This is a genomic window from Micromonospora purpureochromogenes (assembly GCF_900091515.1).
Taxonomy (GTDB): Bacteria; Actinomycetota; Actinomycetes; order Mycobacteriales; family Micromonosporaceae; genus Micromonospora; species Micromonospora purpureochromogenes.
In genome coordinates, this window is sequence record NZ_LT607410.1 from 3,090,758 (window position 1) to 3,107,380 (window position 16,623).

General features: G+C 76.3%; 17 protein-coding genes and 1 pseudogene. 5 read left to right on the plus strand and 13 right to left on the minus strand.

Annotated features, from left to right (window positions below):
• Positions 1-20: 20 nt before the first annotated feature.
• From GA0074696_RS14295 to GA0074696_RS14325, 7 genes and pseudogenes are all read right to left on the minus strand, one after another.
• Entirely contained in the window at positions 21-728 is a 708-nt protein-coding gene (locus GA0074696_RS14295; protein ID WP_088961565.1) for a RibD family protein, read from the minus strand.
• A gap of 1 nt (position 729) precedes the next feature.
• Positions 730-1,383 (minus strand): GTP cyclohydrolase II, encoded by a 654-nt coding sequence (locus GA0074696_RS14300; protein ID WP_088961566.1) that lies wholly within the window; start codon positions 1,381-1,383, stop codon positions 730-732.
• 100 nt (positions 1,384-1,483) lie between these two features.
• A pseudogene (locus GA0074696_RS14305) lies at positions 1,484-2,356 on the minus strand (lysylphosphatidylglycerol synthase domain-containing protein); the annotation flags it as partial.
• A gap of 114 nt (positions 2,357-2,470) precedes the next feature.
• On the minus strand, positions 2,471-3,292 hold the full coding sequence (locus GA0074696_RS14310) for a methyltransferase domain-containing protein (protein ID WP_088961567.1): 822 nt from the start codon (positions 3,290-3,292) through the stop codon (positions 2,471-2,473).
• Positions 3,289-4,323 (minus strand): glycosyltransferase family 4 protein, encoded by a 1,035-nt coding sequence (locus GA0074696_RS14315; RefSeq protein ID WP_088961568.1) that lies wholly within the window; start codon positions 4,321-4,323, stop codon positions 3,289-3,291. The genes GA0074696_RS14310 and GA0074696_RS14315 overlap by 4 nt, the downstream gene beginning before the upstream one ends.
• 3 nt (positions 4,324-4,326) lie before the next feature.
• A complete protein-coding gene (locus GA0074696_RS14320; RefSeq protein WP_088961569.1) occupies positions 4,327-4,725 on the minus strand; it encodes a 6-pyruvoyl trahydropterin synthase family protein in 399 nt (132 codons plus the stop codon).
• A 4-nt stretch (positions 4,726-4,729) separates the two neighbouring features.
• Positions 4,730-5,710 carry a zinc-dependent alcohol dehydrogenase gene (locus GA0074696_RS14325; RefSeq protein ID WP_088961570.1) on the minus strand — a complete coding sequence of 327 codons (981 nt, stop codon included), beginning with the start codon at positions 5,708-5,710 and terminating at the stop codon, positions 4,730-4,732.
• A 95-nt stretch (positions 5,711-5,805) separates the two neighbouring features.
• On the opposite strand from GA0074696_RS14325, the gene GA0074696_RS14330 reads away from it, so the two are divergent.
• The 3 genes from GA0074696_RS14330 (at position 5,806) to GA0074696_RS14340 (ending at position 8,952) form a co-directional block, all read left to right on the plus strand.
• Positions 5,806-6,588: a CDP-alcohol phosphatidyltransferase family protein gene (locus tag GA0074696_RS14330; protein WP_088961571.1), complete on the plus strand. Its 783-nt coding sequence runs from the start codon at positions 5,806-5,808 to the stop codon at positions 6,586-6,588.
• Between the two features lie 56 nt (positions 6,589-6,644).
• Positions 6,645-8,537 carry a sulfatase-like hydrolase/transferase gene (locus GA0074696_RS14335; RefSeq protein ID WP_157745926.1) on the plus strand — a complete coding sequence of 631 codons (1,893 nt, stop codon included), beginning with the start codon at positions 6,645-6,647 and terminating at the stop codon, positions 8,535-8,537.
• Positions 8,538-8,616: 79 nt separating this feature from the next.
• Complete coding sequence (locus GA0074696_RS14340) at positions 8,617-8,952, plus strand: hypothetical protein (RefSeq protein ID WP_088961573.1); 336 nt, start codon at positions 8,617-8,619, stop codon at positions 8,950-8,952.
• Between the two features lie 79 nt (positions 8,953-9,031).
• On the opposite strand, the gene GA0074696_RS14345 is transcribed toward GA0074696_RS14340, so the two are convergent.
• The 4 genes from GA0074696_RS14345 to GA0074696_RS14360 are packed head-to-tail and all read right to left on the minus strand — an operon-like array spanning position 9,032 to position 13,123.
• Positions 9,032-10,156: an FUSC family protein gene (locus tag GA0074696_RS14345; RefSeq protein WP_231925376.1), complete on the minus strand. Its 1,125-nt coding sequence runs from the start codon at positions 10,154-10,156 to the stop codon at positions 9,032-9,034.
• 39 nt (positions 10,157-10,195) lie between these two features.
• Positions 10,196-10,996, minus strand: a complete 801-nt coding sequence (locus GA0074696_RS14350; protein WP_197700872.1) for an ABC transporter ATP-binding protein — start codon at positions 10,994-10,996, stop codon at positions 10,196-10,198.
• 43 nt (positions 10,997-11,039) lie between these two features.
• Positions 11,040-12,062 (minus strand): FecCD family ABC transporter permease, encoded by a 1,023-nt coding sequence (locus tag GA0074696_RS14355; protein ID WP_088961575.1) that lies wholly within the window; start codon positions 12,060-12,062, stop codon positions 11,040-11,042.
• On the minus strand, positions 12,059-13,123 hold the full coding sequence (locus GA0074696_RS14360; RefSeq protein WP_407940611.1) for a FecCD family ABC transporter permease: 1,065 nt from the start codon (positions 13,121-13,123) through the stop codon (positions 12,059-12,061). Before GA0074696_RS14360 ends, GA0074696_RS14355 begins: the two co-directional genes overlap by 4 nt.
• 68 nt (positions 13,124-13,191) lie before the next feature.
• Here GA0074696_RS14360 and GA0074696_RS14365 point away from each other — a divergent pair, with 68 nt between their 5' ends.
• Positions 13,192-14,223, plus strand: coding sequence for an ABC transporter substrate-binding protein (locus GA0074696_RS14365; RefSeq protein WP_088961576.1), 1,032 nt, complete (start codon positions 13,192-13,194; stop codon positions 14,221-14,223).
• A gap of 4 nt (positions 14,224-14,227) precedes the next feature.
• Positions 14,228-15,073, plus strand: coding sequence for a siderophore-interacting protein (locus GA0074696_RS14370; RefSeq protein WP_088961577.1), 846 nt, complete (start codon positions 14,228-14,230; stop codon positions 15,071-15,073).
• 124 nt (positions 15,074-15,197) lie between these two features.
• Here the strand turns inward: GA0074696_RS14370 and sigJ are convergent, their stop codons facing one another.
• Together sigJ and GA0074696_RS14380 are read right to left on the minus strand one after the other, a co-directional pair.
• Positions 15,198-16,088, minus strand: a complete 891-nt coding sequence (sigJ, locus tag GA0074696_RS14375) for an RNA polymerase sigma factor SigJ (protein ID WP_172894285.1) — start codon at positions 16,086-16,088, stop codon at positions 15,198-15,200.
• 99 nt (positions 16,089-16,187) lie between these two features.
• The gene (locus GA0074696_RS14380; protein WP_088961578.1) at positions 16,188-16,508 is read right to left on the minus strand and encodes a hypothetical protein; all 321 of its coding nucleotides are present in this window, start codon (positions 16,506-16,508) and stop codon (positions 16,188-16,190) included.
• Between the last annotated feature and the right edge of the window lie 115 nt (positions 16,509-16,623).

A 16,623-nucleotide genomic window follows, 5' to 3' on the forward strand; every position in this document is an offset into this window, starting at 1 on the left:
GGGCCCGCCGGTTCACCGGGTCAGGCGTCCGGGCAGCGTTCCGACAGGGCGTACCGGACCAGCACCACGTCACCGATCTGGCGGGCCTCGACCACCCGGGCCCGCCGGCCGGGGTGCCACGGGAACGGGCCGTCGCGGACGAAGCGGGGCGCCCGGGGGTCGCCGACGAAGAACGGGGCGACCACCAGGTGCAGCTCGTCGGCGAGCCCGGCGGTGAGGAACTGGGCGTGCACCGACCCGCCGCCCTCCACCATCAGCCGGTCCACCCCGCGCCCGGCCAGGTCGGCCAGCGCCCGGGCCGGGTCCAGCGGGTCGCCGGCGTCCACCACGGTGGCCAGCCCGGCCAGCACCTCGCTGGTCTTCGCCACCGCCGGCGAGGCGCAGTACACGATCCGGTCCGCGTCGCCGACGGTGAAGAACCGGGCGCTCGGGTCGAGGTCGCCCCGCCCGGTCAGCGTCACCTTCACCGGCGACGGCGGCAGCCCGCGGTCCACCCGCGCCCGGCGCAGCCGCTCCGAGCGGATCACCAGCCGCGGGTCGTCGCGGCGGACGGTGCCGGCGCCGACCAGGATCGCGTCGCAGCCGGCCCGGACGGCGTCGACCCGGGCCAGGTCGTCGGCGTTGGACAGCAGCAGCCGCTGCCCGGTGGCGTCGTCGATGTACCCGTCGATCGACGTGGCGCAGCTCAGCAGCACGTACGGCCGCCGGTCCGCCGGCACGGCGCCCATCTCAGGTCAGCGACGGCGAGTCGGCGGTGCGGGTGGCCGCCCGGCTCGCCTTCGCCGCCAGGTAGTCGGCGTTGGCGGGGGAGAGGTAGACCCCGGTGGGGACCACCTCCGTCACCGCCACGCCGAGCCCGTCGAGCTGCTCGGCCTTCTCCGGGTTGTTGCTCAGCAGCGCCAGCCGCCGCACCCCCAGCACCGCCAGCATCTGCGCGGCCGCCCGGTAGTCGCGTTCGTCCTCGCCGTGCCCGAGCGCCACGTTCGCCTCGTAGGTGTCCAGGCCGGCGTCCTGCAACGCGTAGGCGTCCAGCTTCGGGTAGAGGCCGATGCCGCGCCCCTCCTGCCGCAGGTAGAGCAGGAACCCGCCGGCGTCGGCGATGCGCTCCACCGCCTCGCGCAGCTGCGGACCGCAGTCGCAGCGCCGGCTGCCGAAGACGTCCCCGGTCAGGCACTCGCTGTGCGGGCGGACCAGCGGCGCCGGCCCGGCCGGCTGCCGCCGCAGCGCCCCCGCCCAGTCGCCCAGCCCGAACGCCAGGTGCTCCCGCCCGTCCACCAGCCCGTCGAAGGTGAAGACCCGGGCCGTGGTGGCGTACCCGTCGGGCAGGCGGAGGGGGACCGTGACCTGCGTGCGGACCGTGGCGACCGGAAGTGCTCCGTACATGTATCTCCTCCGTCAGGCGCTGCCGGCCAACCCGGCAGCGGGTACCGCGGCAGAACCGCACCGTACGAGGCGTGGACCGGTACGGGAACCGGGCCGGAGGCCGGCCCAGCAGCAGCACGGCGGCGCCGGGCAGGGCGGCGACGACCACCAGCGCCCCGTACACCAGCGCGGTGGACACCCCCTGGGCGGCGCCCAGGCCGGCGGCCCCGAACGCCCAGGCGGCCACCCCCTCGCGCGGGCCGAACCCGGCCACGTTCGTCGGCAGCCCCATCGCCAGCAGCGCCAGCAGGGTCAGCGGCAGCAGCTGCGCCAGCGGCGCGGTGGCCCCGGCGACCCGCGCCGCCACCAGGAAGGTGCCCAGGTGGCCGAGGACCGCGACCGCCGAGGCGAGCAGCACCCCCGGCCCGGTCCGGCGGGTCAGCAGGCCGGCGCGGACGTCGGCGGCGGCGGCGCGCAGCGCGCGGGCTCGTCGGGACGGGCCGGAGCGGGGCAGCGCCCGGGCCAGCAGCACCACGCCGAGGGCCACCGCCAGGGTCAGCGCGGTGGCCGCCGGCAGCCAGGGCCGCACCGGTGACGGCAGCGCCAGCAGCAGCGCCGCGGCGAGCGTGACCTGGACGACCTGACCGGCGCTGCGTTCCCAGACCACGGCCCGTACGGCCCGGCCCAGGTCGCCGGCCTGCCGGCCGTGGCGGACCGCCCGGTGCACGTCGCCGAGCACCCCGCCGGGCAGGGTGGCGTTGAGGAAGACCGCCCGGTAGCAGTCCGCCACGGCGGTGCCCAGCGGGAGCCGGACGCCGAGCCCCCCGGCGACCAGCCGCCACCGCCAGGCGCAGCAGACGGTGCTGAGCGCGCCGAGCAGCAGCGCCGCGACCACCGCCGGAGTGTCGATGCGGCGCAGCGCGGCCAGCGCCGGGCCGGTGCCCAGCCACCACAGCAGCGCCGCCACCAGCGCGACGCCGCCGAGGTTGCTCATCCAGGCCCACGTCGGACGGACCGGGGTGCCGGGGGTGTCGTGGGCAGCCTGTGGCACGCGGGGGCCTCCTGTCGAAGATCTCTCCCTGATCCACGTACCGGTCGGCCGTCGGGTTCATTCCACCCCGGCGAGCAGGTCGTCGTGGCCCACCGTGACGGTAAGCCGGCCCGCCGCCGCCTCGGCCAGCCGGCGGCGCGCGTACCCGCTGATCCGGGCGGCCAGCTCCGGGCGCTGCTCGACGGCGGCGTCGCACCAGCCGGTGAACCACTCGGCGATCAGCGCGCCCTGCCCGGCGCCCAGCCGCCACGGGCTGGACCGGACGGTCACGGGAACCCCGTGCCGCCGGAACGCGGCGACGGTGGCCGCGGCGGCGTCCGGCCCGAGCAGCCGCCGGCCGTCGACGGTCCGGCGCTGGTGCGCGTCGAACGCGGCGGCGACCTGCGCGTCCAGCTCGTCCGGCGGGTCGAACCGCACCCGGCCGACGACGGAGAGCGTGAACAGGATCGGGCGGCCCGCCCCGACGCAGGCCGTCACGATCGCCTCGATCTCCTCGGCGGTCAGCATGTCCAGCAGCGCCGAGGCGGTGACCAGGTCGGCGCCGGCCAGGTCGGCGGCGGTCAGCCGGGTGATGTCGGTGCGCCGCGTCTCGACGCGCACCGGGCTGCCGTCGGCGGCGCGCGGTGGGGCGGCGAGGGCCCGGTCGAGCAGCCCCGGGTCCCGGTCGTAGAGAACCCAGTGCTGCGGGCCGGGCAGCCGGGGGGCCAGCCAGCGCGCCATGGAGCCGGTGCCACTGCCCAGGTCGTGCACCACCAGGGGCCGACCGGCGGCCAGCCGGGCGCGGACCCGGTCCACCAGCTCGTCGGCGCGGGCGGCGGCGTCGGCGGGCTCGCGCAGCGCGAGCCAGTCGGCGAAGGGGTCGGTGACGTGCGTGGTCAATTCCTTACTCCGTTCAGGACGTGGGCGATCGCCGCGGCGGTGTCCGGCCAGCCGGTGAGCCCTGCGCGGCGGGCCAGGGCCGCCCGCCGCAGCCGGTGCCGCAGCGGCGCCCCGGTGAGCCAGCGCCGCAGCGCGCCGGCGAGCGCGGCGGGGTCGTCGGCGGGCACCAGCAGGCCGGGTGGTTCGCCGTCCGGGGCCACACCCAGCGCCTCGGGCACCCCGCCCACCTCGGTCGCGAGCACCGGCAGGCCGCGGGCCAGGGCCTCGGTGACCACCATCCCGTACGTCTCGGCGTGCGAGGCGAGCACCAGCAGGTCGGCGGCGGCGTACGCGGCGTCGAGGTCGGCTCCGGTGCGCGGGCCGGCCAGCCGCACCCGCCCGGCCAGCCCCCGCTCGGCCACCAGCCGGCCCAGCCCGGCGACGAAGCCGGGATCGCGGGTGAGCGCGCCCACGCAGTCCAGCGTCCAGGGCAGGTCGGCGACCTCGGCCAGGGCACGGACCAGCACGTCGTGTCCCTTGTGCGCGGTGACCGCCGCGACGCAGAGCAGCGCCGTGCCGGCACCCGTGCCGGTCGCCGGTGGTGCCGGGTCCACCCCGGGGGTGGCCACATGCACCCGGTCGGCGGGCAGCGGGTACCGGTCGAGCAGGCGGCGGCGGGTCCATTCGCTGGTGGTGACCACCGCGGCGGCGCAGGCCAGCGCGGCGGCCTCGGTCTGGTCCGCCAGCGGCATGTGCACCAGCACCACCAGCCGCAGCCGCCGGGCGTGCGGGGCCAGCACCTCCGGCACGGCCGAGGCGACCAGCCCGTCCAGCAGCACCACCGTGCCGTCGGGCAGCGTCGCGAGCACCCCGGCCAGGCGGGTCCGCGCCGGCGGGTCGGGACGCGGCCACCGCCCGGGTACGCCGTGCTCGCGCACCGCCCACCCCCGCTCGGCGAGGCCCCGGCAGACCCGGCGGTCGTACGTGTTGCCGCCGCTCGGGGTGGCCGGGTCGTCGATGTCGCCGGGGAGGACGACGTGCACCACGGGCACCGGCTACAGCGACCGCTCGTAGCTGGCCCAGGCGATGTGCGACTCGTGCAGCGTCACCGTGATCCCGGCCAGCTCGCGGGCCCCCGGGCCGAGCCCACCGGCGTGCGCCCGCTCGGCCAGCCGGTCCGCCACCGTGCGGCACAGCACCTCGGTGGTGGTGTTCACCCCGGCGAAGGCCGGCTCGTCGTCGAGGTTGCGGTAGGTCAGCTCAGCCAGGACGGCCCGCAGCTCCTCGGTGGCCCGGCCGATGTCCACCACGATGCCGTCCGCGTCCAGCTCGGCGCGGCGGAAGGTCGCGTCCACCACGAACGTCGCCCCGTGCAGCCGCTGCGCCGGCCCGAAGACCTCGCCCCGGAAGCTGTGGGCGACCATCATGTGGTCCCGTACGGTCACGCTGAACACGGCGTCACTCCCCGTCGTAGGTGATGAGGTGGCACAGCGCGGGGAGGCTCCCCGCGGCCAGTCGGTCGAGCACGTCGGGCAGGTCCGCGAAGCGCGACCGGCCGGTGAGCAGCGCGTCGAAGACCGGGTCGGCGAGCAGCTCCAGGGCCAGCGCCATCCGGTCGGCGTAGCTTCGCCGGGCCGCCCGGGCCGGCGATACCGTGCCGACCTGGCTGCTGCGGATGGTCAACCGGCCGGAGTGGAACGACCCGCCCAGCGACAGTTCGACCGGCCGGTCGCCGTACCAGCTCAGCTCGACCACCGTGCCCTCCGGCGCGAGCAGGTCGATGGCCCGCTGCAACCCGGGGCCGGTCGCGCTGGCGTGCACCACCAGGTCCCGCCCGCCGGCCGCGTCGTCGGGCGACGCGAACCCGACGCCCAGCGCCGCGGCCACCGCCGCCCGCGCCGGGTCGGTGTCCACCAGCTCGACGCGTACGCCGGGGAAGCGGGCCAGCAGCGCCGCGACGGCGCAGCCCACCATGCCGGCGCCCACCACGCTGACCCGGTCGCCGACCAGGGGCGCGGCGTCCCAGAGCGCGTTCACCGCCGTCTCCACCGTGCCGGCCAGCACCGCCCGGGCCGCCGGCACGCCGTCGGGCACCGGCGTCACGGCCGAGGCCGGCACGACGTACGCGCTCTGGTGCGGGTGCAGGCAGAAGACGGTACGCCCGCGCAGCCGCGCCGGACCGGCCTCGACCACGCCGACGCTGAGGTAGCCGTACTTGACCGGGGCGGGGAAGTCGCCCTCCTGGAACGGGGCGCGCATCGCCGCGTACTGGCCGGCCGGCACGCCGCCGGTGAAGACCAGCGTCTCGGTGCCCCGGCTGACCCCCGAGTACAGCGCGCGTACCAGGACCTCGTCGGGGCCCGGCTCCGGTAGCGTCACCGGGCGGATCTCACCCACGCCGGGGGAGCGGAGCCAGAAGGCGCGGGCGTCGCGGATCACGCGGATGTTCTCCTCATCTGGCCGCCGGACCGAACCGAACGGCCATCCGCTCCGTGTTTCCTGTCGAGGCCGTCGATCATAAACACGGAGGCAGGGTGTCCAAGGTTCGAACCGGTCCGGTGATCGGCCTGACCGCCCAGATCGTCCTGCTCGCCGGGCTGGCCGCGACCGTCGGGCTCGACGTCGCCGGCTGGCTGGCCGGCGTCGCGTACGGCATCGGGCTCTGCGGGGCGCTCGACCGGGGCCTGCGCCGGCGCGGCGCGGACCGGTTGGGCCCGGCGGACCGGGTGACGCTGACCCGGGCGGTGCTCGTCGGCGGGGTGACCGCCCTGGTGGTGGACGGCGTCGACGCGGCGGCGCCGCTGGCCGTGCTGGTGCCGATGGCCGCGGTGGCGCTCGCCCTGGACGCCGTCGACGGCTGGGTGGCCCGGCGCACCGGCACCGCCAGCGCGCTCGGCGCCCGTTTCGACATGGAGGTCGACGCCTTCCTCATCCTGGTGCTCAGCGTCCACGTGGCGCCGTCCACCGGCGGCTGGGTGCTCGCCATCGGCGCGATGCGGTACGCCTTCGTCGCGGCGAGCTGGGTGCTGCCCTGGCTGCGCGGGACGCTGCCGCCGCGGTACTGGCGCAAGGTGGTGGCCGCGGCTCAGGGGGTGCTGCTGCTGGTCGCCACGGCGGAGGTGCTGCCCGCGCCGGCGACCGCCGTCGTGCTGGCGGCCTCGCTGGCGGTGCTGGTCGAGTCGTTCGGCCACGACGTCGGCTGGCTCTGGTGGCATCGCCGGGTCCGGATCGCCCCCGTACGCCGTCCGACGCCGGCTCCCCGGCCGGTGCGGGAGACCGTCGCCGAGCGCCCGCTCGCCGCGCACCAGCCCGTCTGAGCCGCACCGATCGCCCGGCCGGCCGGCCGGGGGTAGCCCAGGGAAGGGACATCGCAGTGTCAGTGCTGTCGCGCCTGCGCCGTCGGGCCACGGCGGAGGGACCGGCCCGCCCGGCCGACCCGACGCCGGAGCCTCGCCCCGACGGGGCGGCCCTCGACCCGCCCGCCGGCCCCTCCGTCGGGGCGGCGGCCGTCGACGCCGCGTCCGCGCCGGCCCCCGAGCTTCCCGCCGGGGCGGAGGATCCCGACGCTCCGATCGCGTCGGAGCCGGCCGGCGCCACGACGGACGACGCCGTCGCCGGTGGACGGGGACGACGGGTGCGTACCGTCGCGGCGCGGGTGACCACCGTGGCGGCCGGCCTGCTCGTCTTCGCCGTGCTGGTCGCGCCGAACCGGCTCGACCAGCTCGGCCCCGCCGCGTTTCTGCGCATCCCGGTCGAGGGGCTGGTCGCCGCCGCGCTGCTGTTGGTGCTGCGCGGCGTGGCCCGGCGGGCGGTGGCGGTGCTGTGCGGCGTCGCGCTCGGGCTGCTCGCCGTCGTCAAGCTGCTCGACATGGGCATGTCCGCCAGCCTCGCCCGCCCCTTCGACCTGGTCCTCGACTGGGTGCTGCTGGACGACGCGTACGGCTTCGTCCGCGACTCCGTCGGCCGGGCCGGCGCGGTCGGCGCGATCGTGGCGCTGGTCGCCGCGGTCGGCGCCTTGGTGGTGCTGACCACCCGGTCGGTGCTCCGGCTGGCCCGGCTGGTGTCCCGGCACGACCGCCGGGCGGTCCGGGTGCTGGCGGGGTGCGCGGCGGTCTGGGTCGCCGGCGCGACGATCGGCGTGCCGGTCGCCGACTCGGGGACGTCCAGGCTGGTCGGCCAGCATGTCGGCCAGCTGGGTGCCGGGCTGCGGGACCGGGAGGCCTTCGCCGCCGAGGCCGCCGACGACGCCTTCCGCGACGCCCCGGGCGACGAGTTGCTCACCGCCCTGCGCGGCAAGGACGTGATCGTCGCGTTCGTGGAGAGCTACGGCCGGGACGCGGTGCAGGACCCGGAGTTCGCCCCGCAGGTCGGCGAGGTGCTCGACGGCGGTACGCGCCGGCTCGCCGAGCGGGGCTTTCACGCCCGCAGCGGTTTTCTCACCTCACCCACCGCCGGCGGGGGGAGTTGGCTGGCGCACGACACGCTGCTGTCCGGGCTCTGGGTGGACAACCAGCAACGTCACCTCAGCCTGCTGGCCGGCGACCGGCTCACCCTCAACGGCGCGTTCCGGCGGGCCGGCTGGCAGACGGTGGGGGTGATGCCGGCGGCCACCCAGCCCTGGCCGGAGAAGAGCTTCTTCGGTTTCGACCGCTACCACGACGCGGCCGGGCTCGACTACCGCGGCCCGAAGTTCAACTACGCGCCCATGCCCGACCAGTACACGCTGGCCACCTTCCAGCGGCGGGAACGGGCCACGCCCGGGCACGCGCCGATCATGGCGGAGATCCCGCTGATCTCCAGCCACTCACCCTGGGCGGCGATCCCCCGGATGCTCGACTGGGACCACGTCGGCGACGGGTCCGTCTACCGCCGGCCGACCTCGGTGGCCGTCAACCCGAAGGACGTGGTGGGGCGCAGCGCCACCGAGGTCCGCACCGGCTACCGGCGCTCCATCGAGTACTCGCTGAACAGCCTTATTTCCTATGTGGAAACGTACGGTGACGACAACCTTGTGCTGGTCTTCCTCGGCGACCACCAGCCCGCGCCGGTGGTGACCGGCGAGGACGCCGGCCGGGACGTGCCGATCACCATCGTGGCCCACGATCCCGCCGTGCTGGCCCGGGTGGCCGCCTGGGGCTGGGACGAGGGGCTGCGGCCCGGCCCGAGCGCGCCGGTCTGGCGGATGGACACCTTCCGGGACCGGTTCCTGCGCACCTTCGGCCCGCAGCCGCAGGCCGGGGCGGCCGCCCCGCCGTCGCCCCGCTGAGCCGGGAGGGATTTTCGAACGGAGCGGACCAGCCCGGATAAGCTGATCGACCCGGACGAGATCGACAGACGGGAGCACCGTGGGCAGGCGATCGGAGGTCGCCCAGGCGGCCACGAGTGCCGGCCTGGTGGTCATCGCCCACACCTGGCTCGGCACGGCCGCCGCGAATGCACTGTGGATCGGAAGGGATTCGCCCGGCGAGTGGACCTTCTACTTCGGCGCGGCCAGCTGTCTTCTCCTGCCGGTGACCGTGGCCGCGGGTTGGTTGCTGACCCGCCTGCCCAGGTCCAGGTACCTCGGGCGGGGTGCGCTCGTGGGGACAGCGACCGTGACCGTCCTCGCCGCAGCGGCGGCGGTGACGGGGTGGGCGCCGCCGTGGATCAGCGAAGGCTGGACCGGCACCGGCTCGAGCTGACGGCGAGCGCGGCGGGCACGCTCACCCGGCACCCCGTCGCGACACCCGCCGGCCGTCGACCGGGATACGACCGGCGGGCTCAGGTGTTCGGCAGCCCGAGCGCCTCGTCGACCCGTCCCAGCACGGCCGCGTCGTCCACCCCGACCCCGCGCAGCAGGTCGATGGCGGTGGCCCGGATCTGGCCCACGATCATGATCAGTGGCAGCGGCGGGTCGGCCCGGAGCATCCGGGCGGCGAGGCGTACCGCCTGCAGGGCGGCGTGGTCGGCGCGTTCCGCGTGCCGGTCCGCGTCGGAGTGTCCACCGAGGTCGGTGGAGAGGGCGTCGGCGGCGGCGCGCACCGCCTCGCCGAGCGCCCGGATCGCCTCGCTCAGCTCCGGTGGGGCCGGCGTGCCGAGCCGGGTCAGCGTCACGCCGTTGCGGGCCAGCACCCGGATGTTGCGTACCGCGTAGTCGAGCTGGTGGCAGGTGGCCTCGACCTCCGCGACCTGGTCGAGGTGGCGGCGCTTGCGGACCCGCAGCCGCAGCGACTCGCTGCAGGCCTGCACGGCGACGCGGAAGCGGTCCACGCAGCCGTCCACCTCGCGGGCCCGGTCCAGCGCCGCGCGGGCGGCCTTCTCGTCGGCGCCGGCCAGGGCCCGGTCGATCCGGTCGAGCAGGTCGGCCAGGTCGCCGTAGGTGCGCCGGGCCTCGGCGACGAGCGGGCCGAGCGGGTCCCGGGCCACCATGAGCTGGCTGGCGGCCAGCGCCACCGCGCCGCCGATCAGCGCGTCGACGAACCGGAACGGCACCAGCCCGCCGCCCTGCGGCGCGGCCACCGCGACCAGGTAGAGCGCGGAGACGGCGGCCTGGACGGTGAGCCTGCTGCTCGCTCCGATGGTCAGCATGAGGCCGATGGTCAGCAGCAGCACGAGGAAGACGGTGCCGGTGCCGGGGCCGAGCGACTGCACGGCCAGGTCGGCGGCGAGCACCCCGGCGGCCACCCCGAGCACCATCTCGACGGTCTGCCGCAGCCGCTTCCCGCGCGCCTCGCCGAGCACGATCAGCGCGGCGCTCGGCGCGAAGAACGGATCCGGGTGGCCGATCAGCCGGGCCGCGACGATCCACGCGACGGTGGCCGCCGCGGCCGCCTCCAGCGCCGGCCGCCAGCCCTGCCGCAGCCGGCCGACGGCGGACCCCGCCCACTTCCGGGCCATGCCCGCCATCGCGACTCCACCGGCCGTACGCCGGATCTTGGCGTCCGGTCAGGACGTCGGCACTACCCCCGAGGCAGCGTCCGGCAAACGTGGACGGCGGGTGGCGGGCACCACCAGCGGCGTGCCGGTCTCCGGGTCCTCGACGATCCGGCACGGCAGCCCGAACACCTCCTGGACCAGTTCGGCGGTGACCACCTCGCGCGGGTCGCCCTCGGCGACCACCCGGCCGTCGCGCATAGCGATCAGGTGGGTGGCGTAGCGGGCGGCGTGGTGCAGGTCGTGCAGCACCGCCACCAGCGTCCGGCCCTGCTCCTCGTGCAGCCGGGCGCACAGGTCCAGCACCTCGATCTGGTGGGCGACGTCCAGCCAGGTGGTCGGCTCGTCGAGCAGCAGCAGCGGCGTCTGCTGGGCCAGCGCCATGGCGATCCAGACCCGCTGCCGCTGCCCGCCGGAGAGCTCGTCGACCGGGCGGTCGGCCAGCTCGGCGACGCCGGTGGCGGCCATCGACTCGGCGACCACCCGTTCGTCCTCTCGGGACCACTGCCGCAGCAGCCCCTGGTGCGGGTAGCGGCCGCGGGCGACCAGGTCGGCCACCGTGATGCCGTCCGGCGCCACCGACGACTGCGGCAGCAGGCCGAGGGTACGGGCCACCGCCCGGGACGGCAGCGCGTGGATGTCCCGCCCGTCGAGCAGCACCGTCCCGGCGCGTGGCCGCAGCGTCCGGGCCAGGGCCCGCAGCAGCGTCGACTTGCCGCAGGCGTTCGGCCCGATCACCACGGTGAACGACCCGTCCGGTACGGCCACCGACAGCCCCTCCGCGACGATCCGCCGCTCGTACGCCAGGGTCAGCCCGACCCCGTCCAGGCGTGGGTGTCCCGACACGTGACCTCCTTCAATTCCGTCCGGCCCGCCGCGCGGCGAGCAACCACACCAGGTACGTCCCGCCGAGCACGCCGGTCACCACGCCCACCGGGAGCTGCTGGCCGGCGAGGGTGCGCTGCGCCACCAGGTCCGCCCCGACCAGCAGCACCGCACCGGTGAGCGCCGAGGCCACCAGGTTCGGCCCGGGCGCGCGGGTGAGCCGGCGGGCCAGGTGCGGGGCGGTGAGCGCCACGAAGGAGACCGGCCCGGCGGCGGCCGCCGCGACGGAGGCGAGCAGCACCGCCGCGCCGAGCAGCACCTGCCGCACCCGGGTGACCGGCACGCCCAGCGCGGTCGCGGTCTCGTCGCCCAGCTCCACCATGGCCATTGCCAGGCCGCCGGCGAGCACCACCGGGGTGAGCGCCGCGAGGACGCCGAGCAGCGGCACCGCCTGCGACCAGCCGCGCCCGTCCAGGCTGCCGGTGAGCCAGAGCACCGCCCGGGCGGCGTCCATCAGGGGCGCCCGGGTGAGCAGCCAGCCGTTGACGCCGGTGAGGATCGCCGTGACGCCGATGCCGACCAGCACGAGCCGGTGACCGGCCAGGCCCCGGGCGCCGGCGACGGCCCGGATGAGCAGGCCGGTGCAGAGCCCGCCGGCCAGCGCCGCGCCGGACAACGCGAGGCTGCTGCCGCCGAGCACCACGACGATCAGCCCGCCGGTCGCCGCTCCCTGGGTGATGCCGAGCACGTCGGGGCTGCCCAGCGGATTGCGCAGCAGTGTCTGGACCACCGCGCCGGACAGCGCCAGGGCGGCCCCGACGCCCAGCGCGGTGACCAGCCGGGGCAGGCGCAGCTCGCCGACGATGAACTCCTCGGCCGCGGTGCCGCCCCCGGTCAGGGTGCGCAGCACGTCGGCCGGGCTCATCGGGTAGTCGCCGCCGCCGACGGCGAGCACGCCGAGGCCGACGGCGAGCAACGCCGCGGTGGCGACGACGACCAGCGATCGGGGACGCCAGCGCAGCGACCGGCCACCGGGGGTGCGCAGCACGGTCATCGCCGGGCCACCAGACGCAGGAAGAGCGGGCCGCCGAGCACGGCGGTGACCAGGCCGACCTGAAGTTCGCCGGGGCGGCCCAGCAGCCGGCCCAGCACGTCGGCGCCGAGCAGCAGGACGGGCGCGTACAGCGCGCAGGCGGGCAGCAGCCAGCGCAGGTCCGGCCCGGTCAGCACGCGGACCAGGTGCGGCACGAGCAGCCCGACGAAGACGATCGGCCCGCAGGCGGCGGTGGCCGCGCCGCAGAGCAGCGTGACCGCCGCGATCGCGCCGCCGCGCACCAGGGCCGGCCGGGCGCCGAGCGCCCGCGCGGTGTCGTCGCCCAGGGCCAGCGCGTTCAGCGACCGCGCGCCGGCGAGGGCGACCAGCAGGCCGGCCAGCACGAAGGGCGCCACGGTACGCAGGGTGGCGAACTCGGCGTTGGCCAGCGAGCCGACCGTCCAGAACCGCAGCCGGTCCAGCGAGGCGGAGTTCAGCAGCATGACCGCGCTGACGTAGGAGTAGAGCACCGCGTTGAGCGCCGCCCCGGCCAGCGCGAGGCGGTCCGGGGTGGCCCGCCGGCCGCCGCCGACGGCGTACACCCCGACGGTGACGGTGGCGGCGCCGAGCAGGGCGAACCAGATCCAGCCGCCGGTGGTGCCGACGCCGAGCAGGGCGGTGGCGGAGGCGACCGCGGCCGCCGCGCCGGCGTTGATGCCGAGCAGTCCCGGGTCGGCCAGCGGATTGCGGGTGAGGGTCTGCATCAGCGCCCCGGCCACCCCGAGCGCCGCACCGGCGACCAGGCCGAGCAGCGTGCGGGGCAGGCGCATCCGGTGCACCACCGCGTGTTCGGGGGAGGCGGCGGAGACCAGGCCGTGCCAGACCTCGGTGGGGGAGAGCGGCCGGGCGCCGACGGCGATGCTCAGCACCGCGACGACGAGCAGGAGCAGCAGCCCGGCGGCGAGCGCCGCGGCGGGGCCGACCCGGCGGGTGGGGGGCGCCGGCGCCGGGGCGGCGGCGAGCGTGGTGACGGACAGGGTCGGCTCCGGGGGGAAACGGCATGGCACCGGTTGACTTCGGATTAGGTTAGGTTAACCTAACCTCGCCATCGCGGATCATCGCGGTCCGGTCCTGATCGAAAGACGTCATCATGCCTGCTTCCACGTCCGCCCGCGGACTCTCCCGCCGCGGCCTGCTCGCCGCCGGCGGCGCCACTCTCGCCACCCTCCTCGTCGGCTGTGGCCAGGCCGACAAGCCCGGCTCCACCAGCGCGAAGGGTTCGACCGGTCCCTGGTCGTTCACGGACGACCGCAACCAGAAGATCGAGCTGGCGAGCACCCCGACCCGGCTCGTCGCCTTCACCGGGGTCGCCGCCGCGCTGGTCGATTTCGGACTCGACTCGCAGCTCGTCGGCGTGTTCGGCGAGACCACCAGCAGCGACGGCTCGGCCGATCCACAGGCCGGCGGCCTCGACGTCGACCGGGTCACCGTGCTCGGCAACGTCTGGGGCGAGTTCAACGTCGAGAAGTACGCGGGGCTGCGCCCCGAACTGCTGGTCACCCACATGTACGACCCCGGCGCCCTCTGGTACGTGCCGGACGAGAGCCGCGACAAGATCCTCGCCCTGGCGCCCAGCGCCACCGTCACCACCGCCCGGGTGCCGATGACCCGGCCCATCGAGCGGTACGCGGAACTCGCCCGCTCACTCGGCGCCGACCTGAGCGCGAAGAAGGTCACCGACGCCAAGGCGCGCTTCGAGGCCGCCGCCGAGTCGGTCCGCCAGGCGGTCAGGGCCAACCCCGGCATCCGGGTGCTCGCCGCCTCCGGCAGCCCCGACCTGTTCTACGTCTCCAACCCGAAGGTCAGCACCGACCTGATGTACTTCGCGGAGCTGGGCGTCGACATCGTGGTGCCGAACAAGCTCGCCACCGGAGACTACTTCGAGAGCCTGAGCTGGGAGAACGCCGGCAAGTTCCCCGCCGACCTGATCCTGCTCGACAACCGGTCCACCGCGTTGCAGCCCAAGGACCTCGCGGCCAAGCCCACCTGGCAGCAGCTGCCCGCCGTCCGCGCCAACCAGGTCACCCCGTGGGACGCGGTGCCCCGCTTCTCGTACGCGGGCGCGGCGCCGCTGCTGGAGAACCTCGCCACCGCCATCCGGTCGGCCAAGCGGGTCGGCTGACGCCGTGACGACCGGGACCGCGACCCCCGTCGCCCTGCGCTACCGCTTCTACCAGGCCCAGGTCCGGCACACCCGGCGCATCGGCGCCTCGCTGATCCGGGTCACCCTGACCGGCGAGGAGCTGGCCGCGTTCGCCGGCGGCGGCCGGGACCAGAGCGTCTCGCTCTTCCTGCCCCACCCGGGCCAGCCGGAGCCGGTGGTCCCGCTCGACGCTGGGGACGACTGGTACGCGCGCTGGCGGGCCACCGACCCGGCCGTCCGCGCGGTGATGCGCTCCTACACCATCAGCGGGCAGCGGCCGGAGGCGTCCGAGGTGGACGTCGAATTCGTCCACCACGGCGAGAGCGGCCCGGCCACCCGGTGGGCGGGCCGGGCCCGGCCGGGGGACCGGATCGTCCTGCTGGGACCCGCCGAGCGGGACAACCGCAGCGTCTGCTTCCGGCCCCCGCCCGGCACCGACCATGTCCTGCTGGCCGCCGACGAGACGGCGCTGCCGGCCGCCGCCGGCATCCTGGCCTGGCTGCCCGCCGGTGCCACCGTCCGGGCGTGGATCGAGGTGCCGGACGCGGCCGACGTGCGCGAACTGCCCTCCGTGGCGAACGCGGAGGTGCGCTGGCTGGTTCGCGGCACCACCCCGCCCGGCAGCGGCCTGCTGGTCGAGGCGATGCGCGCCGCGCGGCTGCCGGCCGGCGTCCCGTACGCATGGATCGCCGGCGAATCCTCGACGGTCCGGGCGCTCCGCCGGCACCTGGTCACCGACCGCGGCCTGGACCGGCGGCGGGTGACCTTCGCCGGCTACTGGCGGCGCGGCGCCTCCGAGGAGCAGCTGCGCGCGGAGGCGGACGCCTGACCGGCCTGGCTGTCCGCGGCCGCGGTGGGTGCCGCGGGGCCGGGCGGCGGCACCCCTCGGTGCGGGCGACATCGCCGCCCGGCGGGGCGACCGAGGTCCCGCGCCCCCGCTGGGCCGGATGCCGTCAGTCGTCGAGGTCGGCCAGGTCGAGCCGGCGTAGCCGGTCGGTGTCGGAGAGCACGTCGACGGCGACGATCCGGCCGTCGGTGACGGTGAAGCCCATCACCGAGATCGGCCGGCCCTGCGCCGCGACCACGGCGCCGGCGGCCCCGTTGACCAGCGCCGGCCGCATGAACGGGTAGAGCCGGCCGAAGGTGACCGCCTGCCCGGCGACCGTCTCCGCGCCGGTGAGCACGACGGTGTGGCGGCTGCCCGGGCCGGCGTCGGAGCGCAGCACGACGTCGGGGTGCAGCACGGCGACGAGCGCGTCGAAATCGCCGTCGCGGGCGGCGGCGAAGAACGCCTCGACGACCTCCCGCTGCCGGGCGAGGTCCGGGTCGGGCACGGGGGCCTGCCCGCGTATCCGCCGCCGGGCGCGGCTGGCCAGTTGCCGGGCCGCGGCCGGCGACCGCTCGACCATCGGGGCGATCTCCTCGAACGGCACGGCGAACATGTCGTGCAGGACGAACGCGAGCCGCTCGGCCGGCGTCAGGGTCTCCAGCACCACCAGCAGCGCCAACCCGACCGAGTCGGCCAGCACCGCGGCGTGTTCGGGGTCGTCCCCGGGCTCGCGGCTGATCACCGGCTCGGGCAGCCGCATGTCGAGGGGTTCCTCGCGGCGCCGCTCCCGGGAGCGGAGCGCGTTCAGGCAGACCCGGGCCACCACGGTGGTCAGCCAGCCGCCGATGTTCTCCACGGCACCGGTGTCGGCCCGGCTGACCCGTAGCCAGGCGTCCTGGACGGCGTCGTCGGCCTCGCTCACCGAGCCGAGCATCCGGTACGCCACCGCCCGGAGCCGGGTCCGGTGCTCCTCGAACCGCTGCGTCAACCACTCGTGCTCGTCGACCGCTGTCACGTCGCCCCCTCGTCGCGTCTCACAGCAGTAGACACAGCGGAGCCGGCCGATGTGACGGCGGGTCGGTAAGTAGGTGCGCAGGTACCCGCCCGGGAAGCGTCAGGCGGCCTCGGCGGCCGTCCGGGAGCGGCGGTGGGACAGGGCCGTCAGGTCGCCCGGCGACTCCTCGCGCTGGTCGTCGCGGACCGGGTCGGCGACCTCCTCGGGAGCGTCGCCGGAGAGTGCCAGCGCCCGCTGCGCCTGGCGGGCGGCATCGCACGGCCACTCCTGGTGGCCGCAGAGCAGGTTGTCGCAGTGTCCGGTCTCGTCCGGCTGGTGCGCGTCCGCCACGCCGGCGGCGAGCCGCCACAGGAGCGGATCTGTCACCCCGGCGGGCGCGGTGCCCGGGTCGCGCGGCTCTGGGCGGTCGGTCTCGGACACGGTCTCCCCCTCTGTCGGTACCGGGGGAAAGTCTCCACCTCCCACGCCCGGTAAACCCCTCGTGGAGTGGTCAACGCCACGTTGACTGATTGACCTGCGCCGGTCCCGGGCACCA